General features: G+C 60.6%; 26 protein-coding genes. All 26 read left to right on the forward strand.

Annotated elements, in window-relative coordinates:
- Positions 1-13: 13 nt before the first annotated feature.
- The 26 genes from fliF to ACA073_RS07635 all read left to right on the forward strand — a co-directional run bounded on the left by fliF (position 14) and on the right by ACA073_RS07635 (position 26,071).
- A complete protein-coding gene (fliF, locus tag ACA073_RS07510) occupies positions 14-1,798 on the forward strand; it encodes a flagellar basal-body MS-ring/collar protein FliF (RefSeq protein ID WP_497402736.1) in 1,785 nt (594 codons plus the stop codon).
- Positions 1,791-2,810: a flagellar motor switch protein FliG gene (gene fliG, locus ACA073_RS07515; protein ID WP_497402737.1), complete on the forward strand. Its 1,020-nt coding sequence runs from the start codon at positions 1,791-1,793 to the stop codon at positions 2,808-2,810. Before fliF ends, fliG begins: the two co-directional genes overlap by 8 nt.
- A gap of 7 nt (positions 2,811-2,817) precedes the next feature.
- Positions 2,818-3,618: a flagellar assembly protein FliH gene (fliH, locus tag ACA073_RS07520; RefSeq protein ID WP_497402738.1), complete on the forward strand. Its 801-nt coding sequence runs from the start codon at positions 2,818-2,820 to the stop codon at positions 3,616-3,618.
- On the forward strand, positions 3,608-4,966 hold the full coding sequence (gene fliI, locus ACA073_RS07525; RefSeq protein ID WP_497402739.1) for a flagellar protein export ATPase FliI: 1,359 nt from the start codon (positions 3,608-3,610) through the stop codon (positions 4,964-4,966). Before fliH ends, fliI begins: the two co-directional genes overlap by 11 nt.
- Before the next feature lie 6 nt (positions 4,967-4,972).
- On the forward strand, positions 4,973-5,422 hold the full coding sequence (fliJ, locus tag ACA073_RS07530) for a flagellar export protein FliJ (RefSeq protein ID WP_497402740.1): 450 nt from the start codon (positions 4,973-4,975) through the stop codon (positions 5,420-5,422).
- 185 nt (positions 5,423-5,607) lie between these two features.
- The gene (locus ACA073_RS07535) at positions 5,608-5,913 is read left to right on the forward strand and encodes an STAS domain-containing protein (RefSeq protein ID WP_461951316.1); all 306 of its coding nucleotides are present in this window, start codon (positions 5,608-5,610) and stop codon (positions 5,911-5,913) included.
- Positions 5,914-5,918: 5 nt separating this feature from the next.
- Positions 5,919-7,625 (forward strand): ATP-binding SpoIIE family protein phosphatase, encoded by a 1,707-nt coding sequence (locus tag ACA073_RS07540; RefSeq protein ID WP_497402741.1) that lies wholly within the window; start codon positions 5,919-5,921, stop codon positions 7,623-7,625.
- Between the two features lie 30 nt (positions 7,626-7,655).
- Positions 7,656-8,024, forward strand: a complete 369-nt coding sequence (locus tag ACA073_RS07545; RefSeq protein ID WP_497402742.1) for an Hpt domain-containing protein — start codon at positions 7,656-7,658, stop codon at positions 8,022-8,024.
- A gap of 82 nt (positions 8,025-8,106) precedes the next feature.
- Positions 8,107-9,486, forward strand: a complete 1,380-nt coding sequence (locus ACA073_RS07550; protein WP_497402743.1) for a flagellar hook-length control protein FliK — start codon at positions 8,107-8,109, stop codon at positions 9,484-9,486.
- Between the two features lie 231 nt (positions 9,487-9,717).
- Positions 9,718-10,221 carry a flagellar basal body-associated protein FliL gene (gene fliL / locus ACA073_RS07555; protein ID WP_497402744.1) on the forward strand — a complete coding sequence of 168 codons (504 nt, stop codon included), beginning with the start codon at positions 9,718-9,720 and terminating at the stop codon, positions 10,219-10,221.
- A 9-nt stretch (positions 10,222-10,230) separates the two neighbouring features.
- Positions 10,231-11,199 (forward strand): flagellar motor switch protein FliM, encoded by a 969-nt coding sequence (gene fliM / locus ACA073_RS07560; RefSeq protein ID WP_461951311.1) that lies wholly within the window; start codon positions 10,231-10,233, stop codon positions 11,197-11,199.
- 69 nt (positions 11,200-11,268) lie between these two features.
- On the forward strand, positions 11,269-11,727 hold the full coding sequence (gene fliN, locus ACA073_RS07565) for a flagellar motor switch protein FliN (RefSeq protein ID WP_497404005.1): 459 nt from the start codon (positions 11,269-11,271) through the stop codon (positions 11,725-11,727).
- Positions 11,728-12,171, forward strand: a complete 444-nt coding sequence (gene fliO, locus ACA073_RS07570; RefSeq protein ID WP_497402745.1) for a flagellar biosynthetic protein FliO — start codon at positions 11,728-11,730, stop codon at positions 12,169-12,171. It begins immediately after the preceding gene.
- Positions 12,171-12,929: a flagellar type III secretion system pore protein FliP gene (gene fliP, locus ACA073_RS07575; RefSeq protein ID WP_497402746.1), complete on the forward strand. Its 759-nt coding sequence runs from the start codon at positions 12,171-12,173 to the stop codon at positions 12,927-12,929. The genes fliO and fliP overlap by 1 nt, the downstream gene beginning before the upstream one ends.
- On the forward strand, positions 12,926-13,195 hold the full coding sequence (gene fliQ, locus ACA073_RS07580) for a flagellar biosynthesis protein FliQ (protein ID WP_008024593.1): 270 nt from the start codon (positions 12,926-12,928) through the stop codon (positions 13,193-13,195). The genes fliP and fliQ overlap by 4 nt, the downstream gene beginning before the upstream one ends.
- Positions 13,196-13,198: 3 nt before the next feature.
- A complete protein-coding gene (gene fliR, locus ACA073_RS07585) occupies positions 13,199-13,981 on the forward strand; it encodes a flagellar biosynthetic protein FliR (RefSeq protein ID WP_497402747.1) in 783 nt (260 codons plus the stop codon).
- A gap of 2 nt (positions 13,982-13,983) precedes the next feature.
- Positions 13,984-15,123, forward strand: coding sequence for a flagellar biosynthesis protein FlhB (gene flhB / locus ACA073_RS07590; RefSeq protein WP_497402748.1), 1,140 nt, complete (start codon positions 13,984-13,986; stop codon positions 15,121-15,123).
- A gap of 248 nt (positions 15,124-15,371) precedes the next feature.
- Positions 15,372-17,501, forward strand: coding sequence for a flagellar biosynthesis protein FlhA (gene flhA, locus ACA073_RS07595; protein ID WP_497402749.1), 2,130 nt, complete (start codon positions 15,372-15,374; stop codon positions 17,499-17,501).
- Between the two features lie 11 nt (positions 17,502-17,512).
- On the forward strand, positions 17,513-18,841 hold the full coding sequence (flhF, locus tag ACA073_RS07600) for a flagellar biosynthesis GTPase FlhF (RefSeq protein WP_497402750.1): 1,329 nt from the start codon (positions 17,513-17,515) through the stop codon (positions 18,839-18,841).
- 116 nt (positions 18,842-18,957) lie between these two features.
- Positions 18,958-19,788: a flagellar synthesis regulator FleN gene (gene fleN / locus ACA073_RS07605; RefSeq protein ID WP_020299275.1), complete on the forward strand. Its 831-nt coding sequence runs from the start codon at positions 18,958-18,960 to the stop codon at positions 19,786-19,788.
- Positions 19,785-20,525, forward strand: coding sequence for an RNA polymerase sigma factor FliA (fliA, locus tag ACA073_RS07610; protein WP_007894214.1), 741 nt, complete (start codon positions 19,785-19,787; stop codon positions 20,523-20,525). Before fleN ends, fliA begins: the two co-directional genes overlap by 4 nt.
- A 167-nt stretch (positions 20,526-20,692) precedes the next feature.
- On the forward strand, positions 20,693-21,064 hold the full coding sequence (locus tag ACA073_RS07615) for a chemotaxis response regulator CheY (protein ID WP_003183998.1): 372 nt from the start codon (positions 20,693-20,695) through the stop codon (positions 21,062-21,064).
- A 23-nt stretch (positions 21,065-21,087) separates the two neighbouring features.
- Positions 21,088-21,876 (forward strand): protein phosphatase CheZ, encoded by a 789-nt coding sequence (locus ACA073_RS07620; RefSeq protein WP_008039817.1) that lies wholly within the window; start codon positions 21,088-21,090, stop codon positions 21,874-21,876.
- A 47-nt stretch (positions 21,877-21,923) separates the two neighbouring features.
- Positions 21,924-24,155 (forward strand): chemotaxis protein CheA, encoded by a 2,232-nt coding sequence (locus ACA073_RS07625; protein WP_497402751.1) that lies wholly within the window; start codon positions 21,924-21,926, stop codon positions 24,153-24,155.
- Between the two features lie 51 nt (positions 24,156-24,206).
- Complete coding sequence (locus ACA073_RS07630; RefSeq protein ID WP_497402752.1) at positions 24,207-25,331, forward strand: protein-glutamate methylesterase/protein-glutamine glutaminase; 1,125 nt, start codon at positions 24,207-24,209, stop codon at positions 25,329-25,331.
- Positions 25,331-26,071 (forward strand): flagellar motor protein, encoded by a 741-nt coding sequence (locus tag ACA073_RS07635; RefSeq protein ID WP_497402753.1) that lies wholly within the window; start codon positions 25,331-25,333, stop codon positions 26,069-26,071. The genes ACA073_RS07630 and ACA073_RS07635 overlap by 1 nt, the downstream gene beginning before the upstream one ends.
- The last annotated feature ends 11 nt before the right edge of the window (positions 26,072-26,082 follow it).

Here is a 26,082-nt window from a genome sequence, read left to right on the forward strand (position 1 = left end):
ACGAGATTGAGTCATGGCAGAAGCAGTCGCCGATAATGTTCCGGCCAAGGCCACTCCGATAGACGGCAAACCGCCGCTGTTCGGCTTGTCCTTCCTGGAAAACCTCTCCGAGATGACCATGTTGCGTCAGGTGGGCTTGTTGGTCGGCCTGGCTGCGAGCGTGGCGATTGGCTTCGCCGTGGTGTTGTGGTCCCAGCAACCGGACTACCGGCCTCTGTACGGCAGCCTTGCCGGTATGGACGCCAAGCAAGTCATGGATACCCTGGCTTCCGCTGACATTCCCTACACCGTTGAACCGAACTCCGGTGCCTTGCTGGTCAAGGCCGATGACCTGTCCCGTGCGCGACTCAAGCTCGCGGGCGCTGGTGTCACTCCCAGCGACGGCAACATCGGTTTCGAGATCCTCGACAAGGACCAGGGCCTCGGCACCAGCCAGTTCATGGAAGCGACCCGTTATCGTCGCGGTCTCGAAGGCGAACTGGCCCGGACCATTTCCAGCCTGAACAACGTCAAGGGTGCCCGCGTGCACCTGGCGATTCCGAAGAGTTCGGTATTCGTGCGTGACGAGCGCAAGCCAAGCGCGTCGATTCTGGTCGAGCTGTATTCCGGTCGCTCGCTGGAGCCGGGTCAGGTGCTGGCGATCATCAACCTGGTGGCGACCAGCGTTCCTGAACTCAGCAAGTCGCAGATCACCGTCGTCGATCAGAAGGGCAATCTGCTCTCGGATCAGGCGGAGAACTCCGAACTGACCATGGCCGGCAAGCAATTCGATTACAGCCGCCGCATGGAAAGCATGCTCACCCAGCGCGTGCACAACATTCTGCAGCCGGTGCTGGGCAACGATCGTTACAAAGCCGAAGTCTCCGCCGACGTGGACTTCAGTGCCGTCGAGTCGACCTCCGAGCAGTTCAATCCGGATCAGCCGGCGCTGCGCAGCGAGCAGTCGGTCAACGAACAACGTACCACCAGCAATGGCCCTCAAGGTGTTCCGGGTGCGCTGAGCAACCAGCCGCCGTCGCCTGCTTCGGCGCCGCAAACCACCGGAGGCGCCAGCGCGCAGGCCGGTATGGTGCAGCCAGGCCAGCCACTGCTGGATGCCAACGGTCAGCAAATCATGGACCCCGCCACTGGCCAGCCGATGCTGGCGCCGTACCCGGCGGACAAGCGTCAACAATCCACCAAGAACTTCGAACTCGACCGTTCCATCAGCCACACCAAGCAACAGCAAGGCCGGTTGAATCGCCTGTCGGTGTCGGTGGTGGTGGACGATCAGGTCAAGGTCAACGCGGCCAACGGCGAAACGACCCGTGCGCCGTGGAGCGCCGATGAACTCGCGCGCTTCACCCGCCTGGTACAGGACGCCGTCGGCTTCGACGCCAGCCGTGGCGACAGTGTCAGCGTGATCAACATGCCGTTCTCCGCCGAGCGCGGTGAAGTGATTGCCGATATTCCGTTCTACTCCCAGCCGTGGTTCTGGGACATCGTCAAGCAAGTGCTGGGTGTGTTGTTCATCCTGATACTGGTGTTCGGTGTGCTGCGTCCGGTGCTCAACAACATCACCAATGGCGGCAAAGGCAAACAACTGGGCCTCGGCAGCGACGTAGAACTCGGTGGCATAGGCGGCCTGGACGGCGAACTGGCCAACGACCGCGTCAGCCTCGGTGGTCCGACCAGCATCCTGCTGCCGAGCCCGAGCGAAGGCTATGATGCACAGTTGAACGCAATCAAGAGTCTGGTGGCAGAAGACCCGGGTCGCGTGGCCCAGGTCGTGAAAGAGTGGATTAACGCAGATGAGTGATAACCGAGCCATTGCCGCCAAACTGTCCCGGGTCGACAAAGCCGCGATTCTGCTGCTGTCCCTGGGGTCAACCGATGCCGCGCAAGTGCTGCGCCACATGGGGCCCAAAGAGGTCCAGCGTGTGGGTGTGGCCATGGCGCAGATGGGTAACGTGCACCGCGAGCAGGTCGAACAGGTGATGAGCGAGTTCGTCGACATCGTCGGCGATCAGACCAGCCTGGGCGTCGGCTCCGACGACTACGTGCGCAAAATGCTCACCCAGGCCCTGGGCGAAGACAAGGCCAACGGCCTGATCGACCGGATCCTGCTGGGCGGCAACACCAGTGGCCTCGACAGCCTGAAGTGGATGGAACCGCGCGCCGTTGCCGACGTGATCCGTTACGAACACCCGCAGATCCAGGCGATCGTCGTGGCGTATCTCGATCCGGACCAGGCCGGCGAAGTGCTGGGCAACTTCGACCACAAGGTGCGTCTGGACATCATTCTGCGGGTCTCCTCGCTGAACACCGTGCAACCAGCGGCCCTGAAAGAACTGAACCAGATTCTCGAGAAGCAGTTCTCTGGCAACTCGAATGCCTCGCGCACCACCCTGGGTGGCATCAAGCGTGCGGCCGACATCATGAACTTCCTCGACAGCTCGATCGAAGGTCAGCTGATGGACTCGATCCGTGAAGTCGACGAAGACCTGTCCGGTCAGATCGAAGACCTCATGTTCGTGTTCAACAACCTGTCCGATGTCGACGACCGCGGGATTCAGGCGTTGCTGCGCGAAGTCTCCTCCGACGTGCTGGTGCTGGCCCTCAAGGGCTCGGACGAAGGCGTCAAGGAAAAGATCTTCAAGAACATGTCCAAGCGGGCGGCCGAACTGTTGCGCGACGACCTCGAGGCCAAGGGCCCGGTGCGCGTCAGCGACGTGGAAACCGCACAGAAAGAAATCCTCACCATTGCTCGCCGTATGGCCGAAGCCGGAGAAATCGTTCTCGGCGGGAAGGGCGGCGAAGAGATGATCTAAGGTCACTATGTCGTCCAAACATGATGAGTCCCAGACCGACCTGATCCGTGCCAAGGACGTCGGTGGTTTCGATGTCTGGTCGCTGCCCAGTTTCGACCCGCATGTTCCCGAGCCCGAGCCTGAACCTGAGCCCGAGCCGCCGGAAATGGAAGAAGTGCCGCTGGAAGAAGTCCAGCCACTGACCCTCGAGGAACTCGAAAGCATTCGCCAGGAGGCCTACAACGAGGGCTTCGCGACGGGCGAGAAAGAAGGGTTCCACAGCACCACGCTCAAGGTTCGTCAGGAAGCCGAGGCCGTCCTGGCGCCGAAAGTCGCGGCGCTGGAACAGCTGATGGCCAACCTGTTCGAACCCATCGCCGAGCAGGACACCCAGATCGAAAAGTCGCTGGTCGACCTCGTTCGGCACATCACCAAACAGGTGATTCAGCGCGAGCTGGCCATCGACTCGACGCAGATCGAACACGTCATGCGCGACGCCCTCAAGCTGTTGCCGCTGGGCGTGGGCAATGTGCGGCTGTACATCAATCCGCAGGATTTCGAACAGGTCAAAGCCCTGCGCGAGCGCCATGAAGAAACCTGGCGCATCGTCGAGGACGAAGCGTTGTTGCCTGGCGGTTGCCGGGTCGAGACCGAGCACAGTCGCATCGACGCCACTGTCGAAACCCGGATCGCCAGGGTCATGGACAAGCTGTTCGATCAGTTGCACGAACAGGCCTTGCACCCGGCCGCACCGGACCTGAGCCTGGAGCTGCCGATCGATGCCAGTCCTGTCGTCGAGCCCGAACCGGAAGATCCCGATGCGCCTTGACCGCACCAGCTTCGCCAAACGCCTGGGCAGTTACGCCGAGGCCACGGAGCTGGCCGGCGCACCCATCCTGGAAGGCCGCCTGCTGCGCATGGTCGGCCTGACCCTCGAAGCCGAAGGCTTGCGCGCCGCCATGGGCAGTCGCTGCATGGTGATTAACGACGACAGTTACCACCCGGTGCAGGTCGAAGCCGAAGTCATGGGTTTCTCCGGCAGCAAAGTCTTCCTGATGCCGGTCGGCAGCGTCGCCGGCATCGCGCCCGGCGCCCGTGTGGTGCCTATGGCTGACACCGGCCGCTTGCCGATGGGCATGAGCATGCTCGGGCGGGTGCTGGATGGCGCCGGTCGTGCGCTGGACGGCAAGGGCGGGATGAAGGCTGAAGACTGGGTGCCGATGGACGGCCCGACGATCAACCCGCTCAAGCGTCACCCGATCAGCGAGCCATTGGACGTGGGCATTCGTTCCATCAACGGTTTGTTGACGGTCGGTCGTGGGCAGCGGCTGGGGCTGTTCGCCGGTACTGGCGTGGGCAAGAGTGTGCTGCTGGGCATGATGACCCGCTTCACCGAGGCCGACATTATCGTCGTCGGGCTGATCGGTGAGCGGGGTCGCGAAGTTAAGGAATTCATTGAGCACATCCTCGGTGAAGAAGGCCTCAAGCGGTCGGTGGTGGTGGCATCCCCGGCGGACGATGCACCGCTGATGCGTCTGCGCGCCGCGATGTATTGCACGCGGATCGCCGAGTATTTCCGCGACAAGGGCAAGAACGTGCTGTTGCTCATGGACTCCCTGACCCGTTTCGCCCAGGCCCAGCGGGAAATCGCCTTGGCCATCGGCGAACCGCCGGCGACCAAGGGTTACCCGCCATCGGTGTTCGCCAAGTTGCCGAAGCTGGTGGAACGGGCCGGTAACGCCGAGAAGGGTGGCGGTTCGATCACGGCGTTCTACACCGTGCTGTCCGAAGGTGATGACCAGCAGGATCCGATTGCCGATGCGGCGCGGGGCGTACTCGACGGGCATATCGTCCTGTCCCGGCGCCTGGCCGAGGAGGGGCATTACCCGGCCATCGATATCGAAGCCTCCATCAGCCGGGTCATGCCGTCGGTGGTGTCGCCGGAACACATGACCCGCGCACAATATTTCAAGCAGCTGTGGTCGCGTTATCAGCAGAGTCGGGATTTGATCAGCGTGGGCGCCTACGTCGCTGGCGGTGACCGGGAAACCGACCTGGCGATTTCCCTGCAGCCACAGCTGGTCAAATACCTGCGTCAAGGGCTTAACGACAGCATCAGCCTGGGCGAAAGCGAAGCCTATCTCGGCTCGATCTTCGCCCCTGCGGCGGGCGGTTAATCGATCATGGCCCAGAGTCGGGCAGGGCGTCTGGCGCCGGTGGTCGAAATGGCCGAGAAGGCCGAAAAGACCGCCGTACAGCGTTTGGGCCACTTTCAAGGCCAGGTTCGTCTGGCGGAAAGCAAACTCGCCGACCTTGAGGCCTTTCGTCTCGATTATCAGGAGCAGTGGATCATTCGTGGCAGCAGCGGCGTTTCGGGCCAATGGTTGCTGGGGTATCAAGGCTTTCTTGCGCAACTGGGCGTCGCCATCGATCAGCAGCGGCAAAGCCTGGCGTGGCATCAGAACAATCTGAACAAGGCGCGGGAAACCTGGCAGCAGGCGTTTGCCCGGGTCGAAGGCTTGCGCAAGCTGGTTCAGCGCTATGCGGACGAGGCGCGCTCGCTGGAAGACAAGCGCGAGCAGAAGCTGATGGATGAGTTGTCGCAGCGGTTGCCGCGTGAGAGTCCGTATTGATTGTTTCGTGCACCCCTGTAGGAGCGAGCCTGATCGCGATGGTCGTCAACGATAACGCTGTTTTCCTGATACCCTTTGGCACGCTCAGGTTCATCGCGAGCAAGCTCGCTCCTACACTTGCCCCCATCCCCGCCAAGTGCTAAACCTTCTACACGTACGTTCGCCAAAGACAAGGAAGCCGCTCAATGTCAGTCGTCACAGAAGTCTCCCCGGATGGTCAAAAACTGACGATATCGATCAAGGGAAGATTCGATTTCGCCAAACATCAGGAATTTCGTGAATCCTACGAAAACCTTGAGCCAAAACCCGAGTCCTTTGAAGTGAACCTGAAGGACGCCACTTACCTCGACAGTTCAGCGCTCGGCATGTTGTTGCTGCTACGTGATCACGCCGGTGGCGAGAGCGCCGAGATCACGTTGACCCACGCCAACGCCGATGTGCGCAAGATTCTCGCCATCTCCAACTTCGAACAGATCTTCGACGTGGCGTGACGGCCATGCAATCGTTGTTCGAACCGCTGACGATACTGATCGCTGAGGACAGCGCGGCCGATCGCATGCTGCTGTCGAGTATCGTCCGCCGACAGGGCCATGAAGTACTGACGGCGGCCAATGGCGCCGAAGCGGTCGAAGCGTTTCGCCAGCAACGACCGCAACTGGTCCTGATGGACGCCATGATGCCGGTGATGGACGGTTTCGAGGCGGCGCGGCAGATCAAGGCGCTGGCTGGGGAAACCCTGGTGCCGATCATCTTTCTGACCTCGCTGACCGAAAGCGAGGCGCTGGCCCGCTGCCTTGAAGCTGGCGGCGACGACTTTCTGGCAAAGCCCTACAACCAGGTGATCCTCGCTGCCAAAATCAAGGCGATGGATCGCTTGCGGCGGTTGCAGGCCACCGTGCTGGAGCAGCGTGACCAGATCGCCAGGCATCACGATTACCTGCTCAACGAACAGCGCGTGGCCAAGGCCGTCTTCGATAAGGTCGCCCATTCCGGCTGCCTGAGCGCCCCCAATATCCGCTACCTGCAATCGCCCTATGCGCTGTTCAACGGCGACCTGTTGCTGGCGGCATTCACCCCGGCCGGCGACATGCACGTGATGCTCGGCGACTTCACCGGCCATGGTTTGCCGGCTGCCGTCGGGGCAATGCCACTGGCTGAAGTGTTTTACGGCATGACTGCCAAGGGCTACGGCCTGTCGGAAACCCTGCGCGAGATGAACGCCAAGCTCAAGCGCATCCTGCCGGTGGACATGTTCTGTTGTGCAACGATGCTGTGCCTGAGTTTTCAGCGATGCTCGGTGGAAGTCTGGAACGGCGGGATGCCGGACGGTTATCTGCACAACGTTGCGAGCGGCGAGCGCACGCCGCTGGCGGCCCGGCATTTGCCGCTCGGCGTGCTGAGCCCGCAGACCTTCGATGACCGCACTGAAGTCTTTCCGATGGCCGTCGGCGATCGGGTCTTCCTGTTGTCCGACGGGGTCATCGACACCTGCGACGCCCATGAGCAGTTGTTTGGTGTCGAACGGTTGCAACAGGTGTTCGCGGCCAACCGTCAGCCCGACCAGCTGTTCGAAGAGATCGAGCAGGCGCTGCGGGATTTTGGCGGTGAGGCCCGCGACGATGTCAGCATGGTCGAAGTCAGCTTGCTTGAAGCGGCGCAGTTGAGTCCGCCGGCGCCCGTCTATTCCGATAGCGGCCAGTCCTGCCCGCTGGACTGGTCGGTGAGTTTCGAGTTTCGCGCCGATACCCTGAAACGCTTCAATCCGCTGCCGTATCTTTTGCAGTTGCTGTTGGAGGTCCATGGTTTGCGCGCGCAGAGCGGGGCGCTCTACAGTGTGCTCGCGGAGCTGTATTCCAATGCGCTGGAGCACGGCGTGCTGGGTCTGGATTCAAGCCTCAAACGCGATGCTGCGGGTTTTGCCCGTTATTATCAGCAGCGCAATGCGCGTCTGGATGAGTTGCGCGATGGCTACGTGCGGGTGCATTTGCAGGTCACGCCAAAGGATGGTGGCGGTTGCCTGACGATTCGGGTCGAAGACAGTGGCAAGGGTTTTGATGTCGAGCGGGTGATGGCGCGCCCCATTGATGGCATCCGTCTGTCGGGACGTGGTGTCAGTCTGATTCGCCAGTTGAGCCGAAACGCCAGCTGGTCCGACGAAGGTAGAAGTGCCCGCGTGGAATTTTTCTGGGAGGCTCTGGCATAATCCACGCATTCTTGATCAAGGAGTGAGCAAGTGGCTGACACACACCTGGACCGCGACGTGCTGAGCGCGTTGCAAGAGGTCATGGAGGATGAGTACCCGACGTTGCTGGATACCTTCCTCGCCGATTCCGCAGAGCGCCTGAGTCTGTTGCACAAGGCTGGGGATGCCGAGACGCTCGGTGCCACAGCGCACAGTTTCAAGGGCAGTTGCAGCAACATGGGCGCCCTTCGCCTCGCGCAGCTGTGCGATGAACTCGAGCAGCGAAGCAAGCACAAGTCTCTGGAAGGCATCGAGGAACTGGTCGGAGAAATCGATGGCGAATTCGCCATTATCCGTCCCCTCTATGAAGCAGAACGCCAGCGCGCTCTCGCTGAGAGTGCGACCGTCCGGCGTTTTTAACGCCGCTAGAACAAAACTGGCTCAACCCTTGCAGCATTCACCGCAACTGTACCTACGATCCCAGTGCCGCGGAGACCGTTTCATGCCCGTTACCCCCAATATTCTTCTTCAGGCCACCGCGCAGGCCAAGACTCAAGCCGCCTCCGCCAATACACCGGCGCTGTCCGCTGAGCCCGGGGACAAGGCGTCCAGCTTCGCTCAGGTTTACGCCACTCAGGCCCAGAACAAACCCTCTGCGGCCTCTGATAGTTCAGCGAAGCCGGTACGCGATAAATCCCCGGACAGCCCTGGTAAAAAGGACGTCGGCAGCGACAAGTCTGCCGCCCCGGAGCCAGCGGTTGCCGATAGCGGCAAATCCTTGCCCGCCGACAAACCGGCACCGAGCGACGACAAGACTGCCAGTGATGATGCGGCTGACGCTGTCGCAACGCCGGTGGCCGACACCGCGCCGGTTGATCCGGCCCTCGATCCTGCTTTGTTGGCAGAGTTGCAGCCCGTAGTGACCACCCCTGTTGCGGAGGCGCCGCCAGTGGTCGCCTCCGTGCAGCCGCAAGTCGAAGTGCCAGTCATTGCGGCAGCGGCAGCGGCAGCGGCAGCAGCAACGGCGGCGCCGGTTGCCGCGGCGACTGATAGCGATTTCGATCCCGAAGCCGATCCTCTCGATGCGTTGCCAGCGGTGCGCATGGCTATGGAGCAGGGTGGTCATATTTCGGCGGCGAGTCAGGCGCAGCCCAAGGCAGCACCGACATCCGCGCAGGCTCAGGCCGATGGCGAGCCGACCTCGGCGCAGAACTTCGCTGCCGGTATGGCTGGCATGCTCGATGTGCAGGCCGATAAGGACAGTACCAGTCAGGGTGGCGAGAAAGCGTTCAGTGGGTTGATCGATGGCGGCCTCAAGGATTTGAAGTCTGCCAGCAGCGATACCCGCGTCGATGATTTCGCCAACCGTCTGGCGGCGCTGACCCAGGCCGCCACGCCGAAAACCGCCAATGCCTTGCCGGTAAATCAGCCGATTGCCATGCATCAGAGCGGCTGGACCGAAGAGGTGGTGAACCGGGTCATGTACCTGTCCAGTGTCAACCTCAAGGCAGCCGATATCCAGTTGCAACCTGCCGAACTGGGTCGCCTCGATATTCGGGTGAACATGGTGCCGGACCAGCAGACCCAGGTAACTTTCATGAGTGCGCATCCCAGCGTTCGCGAAGCGCTGGATGGCCAGATGCATCGCTTGCGTGACATGTTCGCGCAGCAGGGCATGGGTCAGGTCGATGTCAATGTTTCCGACCAGTCTCGCGGCTCTCAGCAAGGTCAGGACCAGGCTCAACAAAGTCAGGGCGGACGTACCAATGCCAGCGGCGGTCGTCTCGACGGCATGGATGAAGAGCTCGCGCCGACTGTCGCCGAAGTGGCGGCCAGCACGACCAGTGTTATCGGCTCCAGCGCCGTCGACTATTACGCCTGATCCAGCCCAACACCCTGTGGGAGCGGGCTTGCTCGCGAAAGCGGTTTAACAGTCGATATAGATGTCGACGGTTAAACCGCTTTCGCGAGCAAGCCCGCTCCCACATTAGGTGTGGGGTGTTTTCAAAATTTCGCTTGGTCCCATCCATTCTCCCTCCGACACTTCTGGCATAACACTTGCTCTTGCCTTGCCGTGCGACTGTGAAAACCCGAATAGTGACGGATTATTGGCATGGCGAAGAGCGAAGCAGCAGCTGTAAAAGACCCCGCAACCAAAGGCAAAATCAAGCTGATCATTGTGATCGTGGTGGCCCTGCTGCTGGCGATCGGCTTGTCCGTGGGGGCGACCTGGTTCTTCATGCACAGCGCCCAGAGCAAACCTGCCGCCGTGGCTGAAATCGCCCCGGTCGGCAAGCAACCAGCGGTTTTCGAGCCCATGGCGCCGGCCTTCGTGGCCAATTACAACCAGAACGGCCGTCAGCGCTACATGCAGGTGAGCATCACCATGCAGGGCCGCAATCAGGCTGATCTGGAAGCGCTCAAAGTCCACATGCCGGTGATCCGCAATAACCTCGTCATGCTGTTCTCCGGGCAGGATTTCGCGACGCTGGCGTCGCCGGTCGGTCAGGAAATGTTGCGTCAGAAGGCTACCGCCAGCGTCCAGGAAGTGGCGCAGAAAGAACTCGGCAAAGTGGTCATCGAACAGTTGCTTTTCACTAATTTCGTACTGCAGTAGGAACACGACATGGCCGTGCAGGACCTGCTGTCCCAGGATGAGATCGATGCGCTGTTGCATGGCGTCGATGACGGTCTGGTACAGACCGATATCGCTGCCGAGCCCGGTAGCGTCAAAAGCTACGACCTGACCAGCCAGGATCGCATTGTCCGCGGACGCATGCCGACCCTGGAAATGATCAACGAGCGTTTTGCCCGCTACACCCGCATCAGCATGTTCAACATGCTGCGCCGCTCGGCGGACGTTGCTGTCGGTGGCGTGCAGGTGATGAAGTTCGGCGAGTACGTGCACTCGCTGTACGTACCGACCAGCCTCAACCTGGTCAAGATCAAACCGTTGCGCGGCACCGCGTTGTTCATCCTCGACGCCAAGCTGGTGTTCAAACTGGTGGACAACTTCTTCGGCGGCGACGGCCGTCACGCGAAAATCGAAGGGCGTGAGTTCACCCCGACCGAGCTGCGTGTGGTGCGCATGGTGCTGGAGCAGGCCTTCGTCGATCTGAAGGAAGCCTGGCAGGCAATCATGGAAGTGAACTTCGAGTACATCAACTCGGAAGTGAACCCGGCCATGGCCAACATCGTCGGCCCGAGCGAAGCCGTTGTGGTGTCGACGTTCCACATCGAACTCGATGGCGGTGGCGGCGATCTGCACGTGACCATGCCGTATTCGATGATCGAGCCGGTGCGCGAAATGCTCGACGCCGGCTTCCAGTCGGACCTCGACGATCAGGACGAGCGCTGGGTCAATGCCCTGCGCCAGGACGTGCTGGACGTTGACGTGCCGATCGGTGCCACGGTGGCTCGTCGCCAGTTGCGCCTGCGGGACATTCTGCACATGCAGCCGGGGGACATTATCCCGGTCGATATGCCGGAAGAAATGATCATGCGCGCCAACGGCGTGCCTGCGTTCAAGGTCAAGATGGGCTCGCACAAAGGCAACCTCGCGTTGCAAGTGATCGAGCCGATCGAGCGCCGTTAAGCGGCGCAGCTCCCTATTCGCTATTAACTGACGGCAGTCCGTTCAAGGGTTGCCCGCCGAGGACACATGATGGCTAACGATATGAATACCCAGGACGACCAGGCGCTGGCCGATGAATGGGCTGCGGCCCTGGAAGAAACCGGCGACGCCGGGCAGGACGACATCGACGCCTTGCTGGCTGCCGACGCCGCGAGCTCGCCGTCCAACCGTCTGCCGATGGAAGAGTTCGGCAGCATGCCGAGAAACAACGACCCGGTGACCCTGGACGGTCCGAATCTTGACGTGATCCTCGACATCCCGGTGTCGATTTCCATGGAAGTGGGCAGCACCGACATCAACATCCGCAACCTGCTGCAACTCAACCAGGGTTCGGTGATCGAGCTCGATCGTCTGGCCGGTGAGCCGCTGGATGTGCTGGTCAACGGCACGCTCATCGCTCACGGTGAAGTGGTGGTGGTCAACGAGAAGTTCGGCATCCGCCTGACCGACGTGATCAGCCCAAGCGAACGTATCAAGAAGCTGCGCTGAGTGAAAAAGATTCTGGGGTTGTTACTGGCCTTGCCGTTTAGTGCGCTGGCGGCCGAACCGGCGGCTAATGCTGTCGCGGCCGCGGCACCTGCGGTCAGCAGTGGCGTGGCGGGGCAGTTGACGCAGCTGGTGTTCGGTTTGCTGCTGGTGTTGGGGTTGATCTTCTTCCTCGCCTGGCTGTTGCGCCGGGTCCAGCAGGCCGGGCCGGCCGGCAAGGGGCAGGTGATCGAACTGATCGGCTCCCGCGCGCTGGGCCCGCGTGACCGTTTGATGCTGGTGCAGGTCGGCAACGAGCAGATTCTGCTCGGGTTGAGTCCCGGCACCATCACTGCTTTGCATGTGCTCAAGGAGCCGGTGCAGGTGCCGGTCACCGAAAAAGCGACCCCGGAGTTTGCCCAGCGCCTGATGGAGCTGATGGGCAAGGATCAGAAGGATAAGAAGTAATGGGTGCGTTACGCATCATCTTGACGCTGGCCCTGATGCTGGCCGCGCCGCTGGCCTTCGCCGCCGACCCGTTGTCAATCCCGGCGATCACGCTGGGCACCAATGCCCAGGGTGCTCAGGAATACTCGGTCAGCCTGCAAATCCTGCTGATCATGACCGCGCTGAGTTTCATTCCGGCGTTCGTCATGCTGATGACCAGTTTCACTCGGATCATCATCGTCTTCTCGATCCTGCGTCAGGCCCTGGGCCTGCAGCAGACGCCATCGAACCAGATCCTCACGGGGATGGCGCTGTTTCTGACCATGTTCATCATGGCGCCGGTGTTTGACCGGGTTAACCAGGATGCCTTGCAACCGTATCTGGCGGAAAAACTCACCGCGCAGGATGCCGTAGCCAAGGCCCAAGTGCCGATCAAGGACTTCATGCTGGCCCAGACGCGCAGCAGCGATCTGGAGCTGTTCATGCGCCTTTCCAAGCGCACCGACATCGCGACCCCGGATCAGGCGCCGCTGACCATCCTGGTGCCGGCGTTCGTCACGTCCGAGCTGAAGACCGCGTTCCAGATCGGTTTCATGATCTTCATTCCGTTCCTGATCATCGACATGGTCGTGGCCAGTGTGCTGATGGCCATGGGTATGATGATGCTCTCGCCACTGATCATTTCTTTGCCGTTCAAGATCATGCTGTTCGTGCTGGTAGATGGTTGGGCGCTGATCATCGGTACGTTGGCCAGCAGCTTCGGCGGTGTCTCGCCATGACGCCGGAAGTCGCGGTAGACATCTTTCGTGAAGCGCTCTGGCTGACCACCATGATGGTCGCCGTGCTGGTGATTCCGAGCTTGCTGGTGGGGTTGTTGGTCGCCATGTTCCAGGCCGCCACCCAGATCAACGAACAGACGCTGAGCTTCCTGCCGCGCCTGCTGGTGATGCTGGTTACGCTGATCGTCGCCGGTCCGTGGCTGGTGCAGACTTTCATGGAATATATCCTGCAGTTGTACGGCAATATTCCTCGGGTCATCGGCTAAGCCATGTCGTTGCTGCAGCTGACCGACACCCAGATCAGTACCTGGGTCGCTTCGTTCATATTGCCGCTGTTTCGCATCGGCGCGGTGCTGATGACCATGCCGATCTTTGGCACGACCCTGGTGCCGACCCGCGTGCGATTGTATTTCGCGTTGGCCATCACCGTGGTTGTCGTGCCTGCTCTGCCACCGATGCCGCAGGTTCATGCGCTGGACCTGAGCGCACTGCTGCTGATCGCCGAGCAGATCATTATCGGCGCATTGATGGGGCTCTCCCTCCAGCTGTTTTTTCAGGCGTTTGTCGTCGCCGGGCAGATCATTTCGATTCAGATGGGGATGGGCTTCGCCTCCATGGTCGACCCTACCAACGGTGTGTCGGCGGCGGTGATCGGGCAGTTCCTGACGATGCTCGTGACCCTGCTGTTTCTCGGCATGAATGGGCATCTGGTGGTGTTCGAAGTGCTCACGGAGAGCTTCACCACCCTGCCGGTCGGCAGTGCAATGCTGATCAACCACTTCTGGGAACTGGCCAACAAACTGGGTTGGGTGCTGGGCGCGGCGATGCTTCTGGTATTGCCGGCGATCACGGCGTTGCTGGTGGTTAACATCGCCTTCGGGGTGATGACGCGGGCGGCGCCGCAGTTGAACATTTTCTCCATCGGTTTCCCCCTGACCCTGGTGCTGGGTCTGGTGATTTTCTGGGTCAGTCTCGGCGACATTCTCAATCAGTATCAGCCCTTGGTCACCGAGGCCCTGCAACTGTTACGTGACATGGCGAAGGCGCGCTAGCCATGGCCGAGAGCGAGAGCGGTCAGGACAAAACAGAAGACCCCACGGAGAAACGCAAAAAGGACTCCAGGGACAAGGGTGAGATTGCCCGATCCAAAGAGCTCAATACCCTGGTAACCATGATGGCCGGTGCTGGCGGTTTGTTGATCTATGGCGGCGGACTGGCCCAGGATCTGCTGGAAATCATGCGCCTGAACTTTTCCCTGCCGCGGGACGTGTTGCTTGATCCCGGGCAGATGGTTCAGTACCTGCTGCATTCGGGAAAGATCGCAATTCTGGCGGTACAGCCGATATTGCTGGCGCTCCTGCTGGCGGCGATTCTGGGGCCGATTTCCCTGGGCGGCTGGTTGTTCGCCGGCAAGAGCCTGGCGCCCAAATTCAGCCGGATGAACCCGGCTGCGGGTCTCAAGCGCATGTTCTCCAGTACCGCCGTGATCGAACTGCTCAAGGCGCTGGCCAAGTTTCTGCTGATCCTGTTTGTTGCATTGTCCGTCCTGCGTTCGGACATCGATGACCTGTTGCGCATTGCCCATGAGCCGCTGGAGCAGGCGATCATCCACAGTGTTCAGTTGGTGGGCTGGAGTACATTGTGGATGGCGTGCGGGCTGATTCTGATCGCGGCGGTGGATGTTCCGGTGCAGCTTTACCAGAGCCACAAGAAACTGCTGATGACCAAGCAGGAAGTGCGCGACGAGCACAAGGATCAGGAGGGGAAGCCGGAGGTCAAACAGCGGATTCGCCAGTTGCAGCGCGAGATGTCCCAGCGGCGGATGATGGCAGCGATTCCCGAGGCCGACGTGGTGATTACCAACCCGACTCACTACGCTGTGGCGCTCAAGTACGATCCGGAAAAAGGCGGTGCGCCGATGCTGCTGGCCAAGGGTAGTGACTTCGTGGCCCTGAAAATCCGCGAAATCGCCGTGGCCAATGAAGTGTTGCTGCTGGAGTCGCCGGCCCTGGCGCGTTCGATCTATTACTCCACCGAGCTGGAGCAGGAAATTCCTGGCGGGCTGTACCTCGCCGTCGCCCAGGTGCTGGCTTACGTCTACCAGATCCGCCAGCACCGCGCCGGCAAGGGCAAGCGTCCCGAGCCGCTCAAGGATGATTTGCCGATTCCGCCGGATCTGCGGCGCGATTCCTGAGTTTAGTGTTGTCACTAAGGGCCCCTTCGCGAGCAAGCCCGCTCCCACATTTAACCGCGCTCTACCAGAGGAATGCGGTCGAATGTGGGAGCGGGCTTGCTCGCGAAGGCGTCTGTTCAGGCAACACAAATCCCCCTCGATAACCGCCCTGTTCCAAACCCCTGCAAAAGTTGGAAGGCTTCTTGCAGTAGCCGCTCTGCGCCTGCTTCGGGCGTCAAAAGTTTGCTTTAAAGGAACGGGGAAAACCGGTGGATCGCTCTCAGTTACTCAACAGTGCCCGCACTAACGTCGCCGACCTGAGTCGGGGCAATCTGGGTGTGCCGTTGTTGCTGCTGGTCATGCTGGCCATGATGATGTTGCCGGTGCCGCCGTTCCTGCTGGACGTGTTCTTCACCTTCAACATTGCGCTGTCGATTGTCGTGTTGCTGGTCTGCGTCTACGCCTTGCGGCCGCTGGATTTCGCGGTGTTCCCGACCATTTTGCTGGTGGCAACGCTGTTGCGGCTGGCGCTGAACGTGGCCTCCACGCGGGTGGTTATGCTCCATGGCCAGGACGGCCATGCCGCTGCCGGTAAGGTGATCCAGGCCTTTGGCGAGGTGGTGATCGGCGGCAACTACGTGGTCGGTATCGTGGTCTTCGCGATTTTGATGATCATCAACTTTGTCGTGGTGACCAAGGGTGCCGGGCGGATTTCCGAGGTGAGCGCGCGTTTCACCCTCGATGCAATGCCCGGTAAACAAATGGCGATCGACGCCGATTTGAACGCCGGCCTGATCGATCAGAACCAGGCAAAAATGCGCCGGATGGAAGTGGCCCAGGAGGCCGAGTTCTACGGTTCCATGGACGGTGCCAGCAAATTCGTGCGCGGTGACGCCATCGCCGGTTTGCTGATTCTGTTCATCAACCTGATCGGCGGTATGGCGGTCGGTATCTTCCAGCATGGCATGACCTTCGGCGATGCCGGCAAGGTTTACGCGCTGCTGACCATCGGTGACGGTTTGGTGGCGCAATTGCCATCACTGCTGTTGTCCACTGCCGCCGCGATCATGGTGACCCGTGCTTCCGGTTCGGAAGACATGGGCAAACAGATCAATCGCCAGATGTTCGCCTCACCCAAGGCGCTGGCTGTCGCGGCGGGTTTGATGGCGGTGATGGGCCTGGTGCCCGGCATGCCGCACTTCTCCTTTCTGAGCATGGCGGCCCTCGCGGCCGGTGGCGCGTACCTGTTCTGGAAGAAGCAGAACGTCGTCAAGGTTCAGGCCCTGCAAGAGGTCAAGCGTCAGCAGGAGCTGCTGCCATCGCCCGCTCGCGCGCAGGAAACCAAGGAGCTTGGCTGGGACGATGTGACGCCGATCGACATGATTGGTCTGGAGGTCGGTTATCGCCTGATTCCGCTGGTGGATCGCAATCAGGGTGGTCAGTTGCTGGCGCGGATCAAGGGCGTGCGCAAGAAGCTGTCCCAGGATCTGGGTTTCCTGATGCCGACTGTGCATATCCGTGACAACCTCGACCTCGCGCCAAGTGCCTATCGACTGACCCTGATGGGGGTGATCCTGGCCGAAGCGGAGATTTATCCGGATCGGGAGTTGGCGATTAATCCGGGTCAGGTCTACGGTTCGCTCAACGGCATCACCGCCAAAGATCCGGCTTTCGGGCTGGAAGCGGTCTGGATCGAAATCAGCCAGCGTGCGCAGGCGCAATCCCTTGGTTACACGGTGGTCGATGCCAGTACAGTAGTGGCAACTCACTTGAACCAGATTCTGTACAAACACTCCAGTGAGCTGATCGGCCACGAAGAAGTGCAGCAACTCATGCAATTGCTGGCCAAAAGCTCGCCTAAACTGGCCGAGGAACTGGTGCCGGGCGTGGTGTCGTTGTCGCAGTTGCTCAAGGTTCTCCAGGCGTTGCTGGCCGAACAGGTGCCCGTGCGGGACATTCGCAGCATCGCCGAGGCAATCGCGAACAATGCCGCCAAGAGTCAAGATACTGCCGCTCTGGTGGCCGCTGTGCGCGTCGGCGTATCCCGTGCAATCGTCCAAAGCATTGTAGGGACTGAGTCGGAGCTACCAGTTATCACTCTTGAGCCAAGGTTGGAACAAATATTGCTCAATAGTCTTCAGAAGGCAGGACAAGGCTCGGAAGAGGGCGTTCTGCTGGAGCCAAGCATGGCCGAAAAACTGCAACGCTCGTTGATCGAAGCGGCGCAGCGTCAGGAAATGCAAGGTCAACCGGTGATTCTGCTGGTGGCCGGTCCGGTTCGCGCGATGCTGTCGCGATTTGGCCGACTGGCAGTCCCGGGTTTGCATGTGTTGGCTTACCAGGAAATCCCTGACAACAAGCAAGTGACCATCGTTGCGACTGTAGGGCCCAACGGCTGAGGTAGTGGTTTATGCAAGTTAAGCGTTTTTTCGCCGCCGATATGCGTCAGGCCATGAAGCTGGTTCGTGATGAGCTGGGCGCTGATGCCGCCATCATTGGCAACCGCCGGATCGCCGGCGGTGTCGAGCTGACGGCCGCCCTCGATTACAAACTGTCGGCACTGGCCCCGCGTGTTCCGAACATGGAACTCGAGGACGAGCTGCGCAAGACCCAGTCGCGGATCGTGACCGCCCAGGCCGAACTGAGCCTGCGTAGCGAAGGCGAGAGCGACAAGGCCACCAATCGCCAGTTGTTCGCCGGTCTGCCGCTGACCGCCGCCGAACCGCTGATCGAACCGACTTACACCGAACCCCGTCGTGCAGCGCCGGCCCCTGCGCCAGCCACCGGCGGTGTCGATCCGCGGGCTTTCGATTCGATGCGTTTCGAACTCAACAGCCTGCGCGAGCTGATGGAAGTACAACTCGGCTCCCTGGCCTGGAACCAGCTGCAAGGCAGCCGTCCGGCCCAGGCCAATCTTTGGCGTCGCTTGCAGCGCATCGGTTTGTCCGGCCCGTTGTCCCGCGATCTGCTGGAACTGATTACCGACATTGAAGAACCTCGTCAGGCCTGGCGCATGTTGCTGGCGCACCTGGCGCGGATGATCGCCACACCGGAAATCGAGCCGCTGGAAGAGGGTGGTGTGATTGCCATGGTCGGTCCTGCCGGCATGGGCAAGACCACCACCCTGGCCAAGCTCGCGGCCCGTTACGTGCTTAAGTATGGTGCGCAAAACATCGCGCTGGTGAGCATGGACAGCTACCGTATCGGCGCTCAGGAACAACTCAAGACGCTCGGCCGGATCCTCAACGTGTCGGTAACGCACGTCGACCCGGGCCAGTCCCTGGTGCAGGCGCTGGACCCTTTGCTGCGCAAACGCGTGGTGCTGATCGATACCGCAGGTCTTCAGGCCAGCGATCCGGCACTGCGCATGCAGCTCGAAAGCCTGGCCGGTCGTGGCATCAAATCAAAAAACTATCTGGTTCTGGCAACCACCAGCCAGAAACAGGTTCTAACCGCCGCTTATCACAGTTACAAGCGCTGCGGGCTCGCTGGCTGCATCCTGACTAAACTGGATGAAACGGCAAGTCTGGGCGAGGTGTTGAGCCTGGCAATCAGCCATGAGTTGCCGGTGGCTTACCTGACCGATGGACCGCGGATTCCGGATGATTTGCATCTGCCGCGTCGTCATCAGCTGGTCAGCCGCGCCGTCAGTGTGCAAATGCAGGATGAACCCAGCGAAGAAGCCATGGCTGACATGTTCGCTGATATTTACCACAGCCCGACCAAGCAGGTCAGCTGAGGTATTAATGAATAGTTTTTGTACCTACATCGATGGTCTGCCATGCATTGTTCAGTTGATGAACGCGCAGCCAGTAATGTGGCCTCCGTCTATGCAAGACAAGGTAAAGAAATAACATGGGCAGCATGCATCCCGTACAGGTGATCGCGGTGACCGGCGGCAAAGGTGGCGTCGGGAAGACTAACGTGTCAGTGAACTTGTCCCTGGCTCTAGCTGAGCTCGGCCGGCGCGTCATGCTGCTGGACGCCGATCTGGGGCTGGCGAACGTCGACGTCCTGCTGGGACTGACACCCAAACGTACCCTGGCCGACGTGATCGAAGGCCGCTGTGAGCTGCGCGACGTGTTGTTGCAGGGGCCAGGCGGCATCCGCATCGTCCCGGCGGCGTCCGGCACTCAGAGCATGGTGCATCTGAGCCCGGCACAGCACGCCGGCCTGATCCAGGCGTTCAGCGATATCGGCGACAACCTCGACGTCCTGGTGATCGACACCGCCGCGGGTATTGGTGATTCGGTCGTCAGTTTCGTTCGCGCCGCGCAAGAAGTCTTGCTGGTGGTCTGCGACGAGCCGACCTCGATCACCGATGCCTACGCGCTGATCAAACTGCTGAACCGCGACTACGGCATGAACCGCTTCCGCGTCCTGGCCAACATGGCCCAGAGCCCGCAGGAAGGTCGCAACCTGTTCGCCAAATTGACCAAGGTCACGGATCGCTTCCTCGACGTCGCCTTACAATACGTCGGTGCGGTGCCGTACGACGAATGCGTGCGCAAGGCCGTTCAGAAGCAGCGCGCGGTTTATGAAGCTTTCCCGCGTTCCAAGTGTTCCCTGGCCTTCAAGGCCATCGCACAAAAGGTCGATACCTGGCCGCTGCCCGCCAACCCGCGTGGGCACCTGGAGTTTTTTGTCGAGCGCCTCGTGCAACAAACGGCAGGTCCCGTGCTATGACAGCCAGCGGTTACAACCTTTACAAGAAGTCGGCACGTGACGCGCAGTACGAGCTGATCGAGCGTTACGCGCCACTGGTCAAACGCATTGCTTACCACTTGCTGGCGCGTCTGCCGGCCAGTGTCCAGGTCGAAGACCTGATCCAGGCCGGCATGATCGGCTTGCTTGAAGTATCGACCAAATACGACGCCAGCAAAGGCGCGAGTTTCGAGACGTACGCGGGCATTCGAATCCGCGGCGCGATGCTCGATGAAGTCCGCAAGGGGGACTGGGCGCCACGTTCGGTCCACCGCAATACCCGCATGGTCAGCGACGCAATTCGCTCGATTGAAGCTAAAACCGGTCGTGACGCTAAAGATCACGAAGTTGCGGCCGAACTCCAATTGAGTCTCGACGATTACTACGGGATTTTGAACGACACCCTGGGCAGCCGGTTATTCAGTTTCGACGATCTGTTGCAGGACGGCGAACACGAAGGGCTGCACGAGGATGGCGCGAGTGCTCATCTCGAGCCGTCACGCGATCTGGAAGATGAACGCTTCCAGGCGGCGCTGGCGGACGCGATTGCCAATTTGCCGGAGCGTGAGCGACTGGTGTTGGCGCTGTACTACGACGAAGAGTTGAATCTCAAGGAAATCGGTGAGGTCCTGGGGGTCAGCGAATCTCGGGTAAGCCAGTTACACAGCCAGTGCGCGGCCCGTTTGCGGGGGCGTTTGGGGGAGTGGCGAGCGCGCTGAAGGCAGTGTGGGGACACTGCGAACGTGGTTGGTGTGGTGTTGAACTGCGCCGGTTTCGATCTGTTGTGCTCCAGACAGTCATAGAGTGCTTTGCCGGATTGAATGAAATGGCGCGTCCAGGTGCTGGGCGCGTTTAAGACTGCTTGGAGGTCGAATTGGACAAGAACATGAAAATCCTCATCGTTGATGACTTCTCAACGATGCGGCGGATCATAAAAAACCTGTTGCGTGACCTTGGGTTCACCAACACGGTCGAGGCCGACGATGGCACTACTGCCATTCCGGTTCTCAACAGCGGAAGCATCGACTTTCTGGTAACGGACTGGAACATGCCTGGCATGACCGGTATCGATCTGCTGCGTCACGTGCGCGCCGATGAAAAGCTCAAGCACCTGCCGGTGTTGATGGTGACCGCTGAAGCCAAGCGCGAGCAGATCATCGAAGCGGCCCAGGCCGGTGTTAACGGCTATGTGGTCAAACCCTTCACGGCCCAGGCGTTGAAAGAAAAAATCGAGAAGATTTTCGAACGCATCGGTTGAGAAACTGCGCCACGGGGGGAGCTATGGACCAAAACGAATCTTCACAGGGCGATTTTGAATCGACCCTGAAAAAACACGCGGTCGAACTGGTCGAAAGCCTTGAAAAAGGCAAGTTCGGCGACGCTGTACAACTGATCCATGAGCTCAATCAGACCCGTGACCGCGGCCTGTATCAGGAAGTGGGCAAGCTCACCCGCGAGCTGCACAGCGCGATCGTCAATTTCCAGATTGACCCGCACATGCCGCAAGCCGAGGAAGTGTCGCAGATCACGGATGCCACCGAGCGTCTGGGTTACGTTGTGAAACTGACCGAAGCTGCCGCCAACCGCACCATGGATCTGGTCGAAAACTCCACGCCGCTGGTCAACAGCCTGAGCGATGAAGCCCAGGCGCTGAGCACGGACTGGGGGCGGTTCATGCGTCGCGAAGTCGGGGCCGAGGAGTTCCGCGAACTGGCACGGCGTGTCGACGGTTTCCTGGCACGCAGCAGCGCGGACAATCGCGCGGTGTCGAGCAACCTCAACGACATTCTGCTCGCTCAGGATTACCAGGACCTCACAGGTCAGGTGATCAAGCGTGTGACCCAATTGGTTACTGAAGTTGAAAGCAACCTGCTCAAGCTCGTGCTCATGGCCAGTCAGGTGGACCGCTTTGCGGGCATCGAACATGACCGTGAAGCGATGCTTGCTGAAAAAGATCCGCAAAAACATCTCTCTCAGGGTGAAGGTCCGCAGATTCATGCCGATAAAAGAGAAGACGTTGTGTCCGGTCAGGACGATGTGGACGATTTGCTATCCAGCCTAGGGTTTTAGAATTCTAGGTATTTTAGGTTTTTAAACCTGTTAGGAGCACACCCTTAATGAGCTTCGGCGCCGATGAAGAGATCCTTCAGGATTTCCTGGTTGAGGCCGGCGAGATTCTTGAGCACCTGTCCGAACAGCTGGTCGAGCTTGAAAGCCGACCGGATGATGCGGACTTGCTCAATGCAATTTTTCGCGGTTTTCACACTGTAAAAGGGGGCGCCGGCTTCCTCCAGCTCAACGAGCTGGTGGAGTGCTGTCACATCGCCGAGAACGTGTTCGACATCCTTCGCAAGGGTGAACGTCGCGTCGACTCGGAATTGATGGACGTGGTTCTCGAAGCGCTGGACGCGGTGAACAGCATGTTCAGCGAAGTCCGCGAACGCAGCCCGATCACGGCTGCCACGCCTGAATTGCTTGCGGCCCTGGCCCGTCTGGCCGAGCCGCAAACCGCCGATCCAGCCGCGCCTGTGGCTGAAGTGGTGGAAGAGCCGGCTGCCGAAGCCGATTCGGGCGACATCACCGATAGCGAATTCGAACAACTGCTGGACTCGCTGAACGCCGTCAAGGCTCAGGCCGAGGCGCCGGCGGCTGCTCCGGTTGCAGCTTCCAATGCGGCCAGCGACGAAATCACCGATGCAGAATTCGAGTCGTTGCTCGATCAACTGCACGGCAAAGGCCAGTTCGCCGTCGACGCGATCGCCGCGCCCGCAGCACCGGCTGCCCCGAAAGCGCCAGGCGACAGCTCCGACATTACCGACGACGAGTTCGAAGCCCTGCTCGATCAGTTGCACGGCAAGGGCAACTTTGCCGTCGACGCGCTGGAATCGGCGATCGCTTCGGTCCCGGTCGCCGCTGCGCCCATCGCCAAAGCGGCTGGCAGCGATCTGATCTCGGATCACGAGTTCGAATCGCTGCTCGACGAATTGCACGGTAAAGGCAAGTTCACTGAAGTCGGCACCGGTTCTGCCGCTTCTTCGGTAGCGGCGCCCGTCGCCAAAGCCCCGGCACTTGTCGCCAAGGCGCCCGAGCCAAAAGCCGAAACACCGAAGCCTGCCGCCGCTGCACCGGCGCCTGCCCGTGCACCGGCCGCGCCACCTGCGGAAAAACCGGCCAGCGAAGCCGAGACCACCGTGCGGGTCGACACCGCGCGTCTCGATGAAATCATGAACATGGTCGGCGAATTGGTATTGGTGCGTAACCGCCTGGTTCGCCTGGGCGCCAACAGCGCCGATGAAGCCATGTCCAAGGCCGTGTCGAACCTCGACGTGGTCACGGCCGACCTGCAAACCGCGGTCATGAAGACCCGGATGCAACCGATCAAGAAAGTCTTCGGGCGCTTCCCGCGCCTGGTTCGCGACCTGGCTCGCCAGCTCAAGAAAGAGATCAACCTGGAGCTGGTCGGCGAAGAAACCGACCTCGACAAGAACCTCGTCGAGGCCCTGGCCGACCCGCTGGTCCACTTGGTGCGCAACTCGGTCGACCACGGCATCGAAGAGCCGGCCGATCGCGAAGCGATGGGCAAGCCGCGTAGCGGCAAAGTGATTCTTTCCGCCGAACAGGAAGGCGACCACATCCTGCTGTCCATCTCCGATGACGGCAAGGGCATGGACGCTGACGTGTTGCGCGGCATCGCGGTCAAAAAAGGTTTGATGGACAAGGATGCGGCGGACCGTCTCAGCGAGTCCGACTGCTTCAACCTGATCTTTGCGCCGGGTTTCTCGACCAAAACCGAGATCTCCGACGTGTCGGGTCGTGGCGTGGGCATGGACGTGGTGAAAACCAAGATCGCCCAGCTCAACGGCACCATCAACATCTACTCGACCAAGGGCAAGGGCTCGAAGATCGTCATCAAGGTGCCGTTGACCCTGGCGATCATGCCGACGCTGATGGTCATGCTTGGCAACCAGGCGTTTGCGTTCCCGCTGGTGAGCGTCAACGAGATCTTCCACCTCGACCTGTCGCGCACCAACGTGGTGGACGGTCAGGAAGTGGTGATCGTGCGGGACAAGGCGCTGCCACTGTTCTACCTCAAGCGCTGGCTGATCAGCTCCGCCGCTCACGAAGAGCAGCGCGAAGGCCATGTGGTGATCCTTTCGGTAGGCACCCAGCGGATCGGCTTTGTCGTCGATCAACTGGTCGGCCAGGAAGAAGTGGTCATCAAGCCTTTGGGCAAAATGCTCCAGGGAACTCCGGGCATGTCCGGCGCCACCATCACCGGTGACGGCCGCATTGCGCTGATTCTCGATGTTCCGAGCATGCTCAAGCGTTACGCCGCACGGCGTATTTGATTCTGGGGGGGGCGGGGCGACTGAGCCTCGCCCCCGCCTAACGGAGTGTTTATGGTAGTCAAAGTCCTGGTGGTGGACGATTCGGGGTTTTTCCGCCGCCGCGTCTCGGAAATTCTTTCAGCGGATTCGAATATCCAGGTCGTCGGTACGGCGACCAACGGAAAAGAGGCGATTGATCAGGCGCTGGCCCTCAAGCCGGACGTGATCACCATGGACTACGAGATGCCGATGATGGATGGCATCACGGCGGTGCGGCACATCATGCAGCGCTGCCCGACTCCGGTGTTGATGTTCTCCTCGCTGACGCACGAAGGCGCCCGGGTCACCCTGGATGCGCTGGACGCCGGCGCGGTGGATTTCCTGCCGAAGAATTTCGAAGACATCTCGCGCAACCCCGAGAAGGTCAAGCAACTGCTGTGCGAGAAGATTCTCAGCATCTCGCGCAGTAACCGTCGTGTCAGTGCTTACAGCGCACCGGCACCCGTCGCCACGCCAGCCCCGACCCCTGCGCCTTCCAGCGTCAGCAGTTATGTCAGCAGCGCGCCTGTTCGTCCGGCACCGATCCCGGCTCGTGCACCGGCGCACGCACTGTCGTCGCCCGCGCCGAAACGCAAAGCCTACAAGCTGGTTGCCATTGGCACCTCCACCGGCGGCCCGGTTGCCCTGCAGCGCGTATTGACGCAATTGCCGGCCAACTTCCCGGCTCCAATCGTGTTGATCCAGCACATGCCGGCCGCTTTCACCAAAGCGTTCGCCGAGCGTCTGGACAAGCTCTGCCGCATCAGCGTCAAGGAAGCCGAGGATGGCGACATCCTGCGTCCGGGCCTGGCGTTGCTGGCGCCGGGTGGCAAGCAAATGATGGTCGACGGCCGTGGCGCGGTGAAAATCCTGCCGGGCGACGAGCGTCTGAACTACAAGCCGTGCGTGGACATCACGTTCGGTTCGGCCGCCAAGTCCTACGGTGACAAAGTTCTGGCGGTCGTACTGACCGGCATGGGCGCCGACGGTCGTGAAGGTGCGCGTCTGCTCAAGCAGGGCGGCAGCTCGATCTGGGCTCAGGATGAAGCCAGCTGCGTGATCTACGGCATGCCGATGGCCATCGTCAAAGCCGAACTCGCCGATGCGGTGTACGGTCTCGACGACATTGGCAAGCACCTGGTCGAGGCGTGTGTCTGATGGATGTACTCAGCCTTATCGGGATCATCCTGGCGTTTGTCGCCATCATCGGTGGCAACTACCTTGAAGGCGGTCACCTCGGCGCGCTGGCCAACGGCCCAGCGGCGTTGATCGTGCTCGGCGGGACCGTCGGTGCGGCGCTGCTGCAATCGCCAATGAGCGCCTTCAAACGCGCGATGCAGATTCTCGGCTGGATCCTGTTCCCGCCGCGCGTGGACCTCGCCGGCGGCGTCGACCGCGTGGTGAACTGGAGCCTGACCGCCCGCAAGGAAGGTCTGCTCGGCCTGGAAGGTGTGGCCGACGCCGAACCCGACGCCTACTCGCGCAAAGGCTTGCAACTGCTGGTGGACGGCGCCGAGCCGGAAGCGATTCGCACCATTCTGGAAGTGGATTTTTACACCCAGGAAAGCCGCGACATCGAAGCCGCCAAAGTCTTCGAAAGCATGGGTGGCTATGCGCCGACCATCGGCATCATCGGTGCGGTGATGGGCCTGATCCACGTCATGGGCAACCTGGGCGACCCTTCGCAACTGGGCAGTGGCATCGCCGTGGCCTTCGTCGCCACCATCTACGGCGTGGCCAGTGCCAACCTGGTGCTGCTGCCGATTGCCGCCAAACTCAAATCCGTTGCATTGCGCCAGTCGCGTTATCGCGAAATGTTGCTCGAAGGCATCCTGTCGATCGCCGAAGGCGAAAACCCTCGCTCTATTGAGTTGAAGCTTCAGGGCTTCATGGATTGATGGGGGATATG

It is taken from the genome of Pseudomonas sp. LBUM1670, from assembly GCF_059695695.1.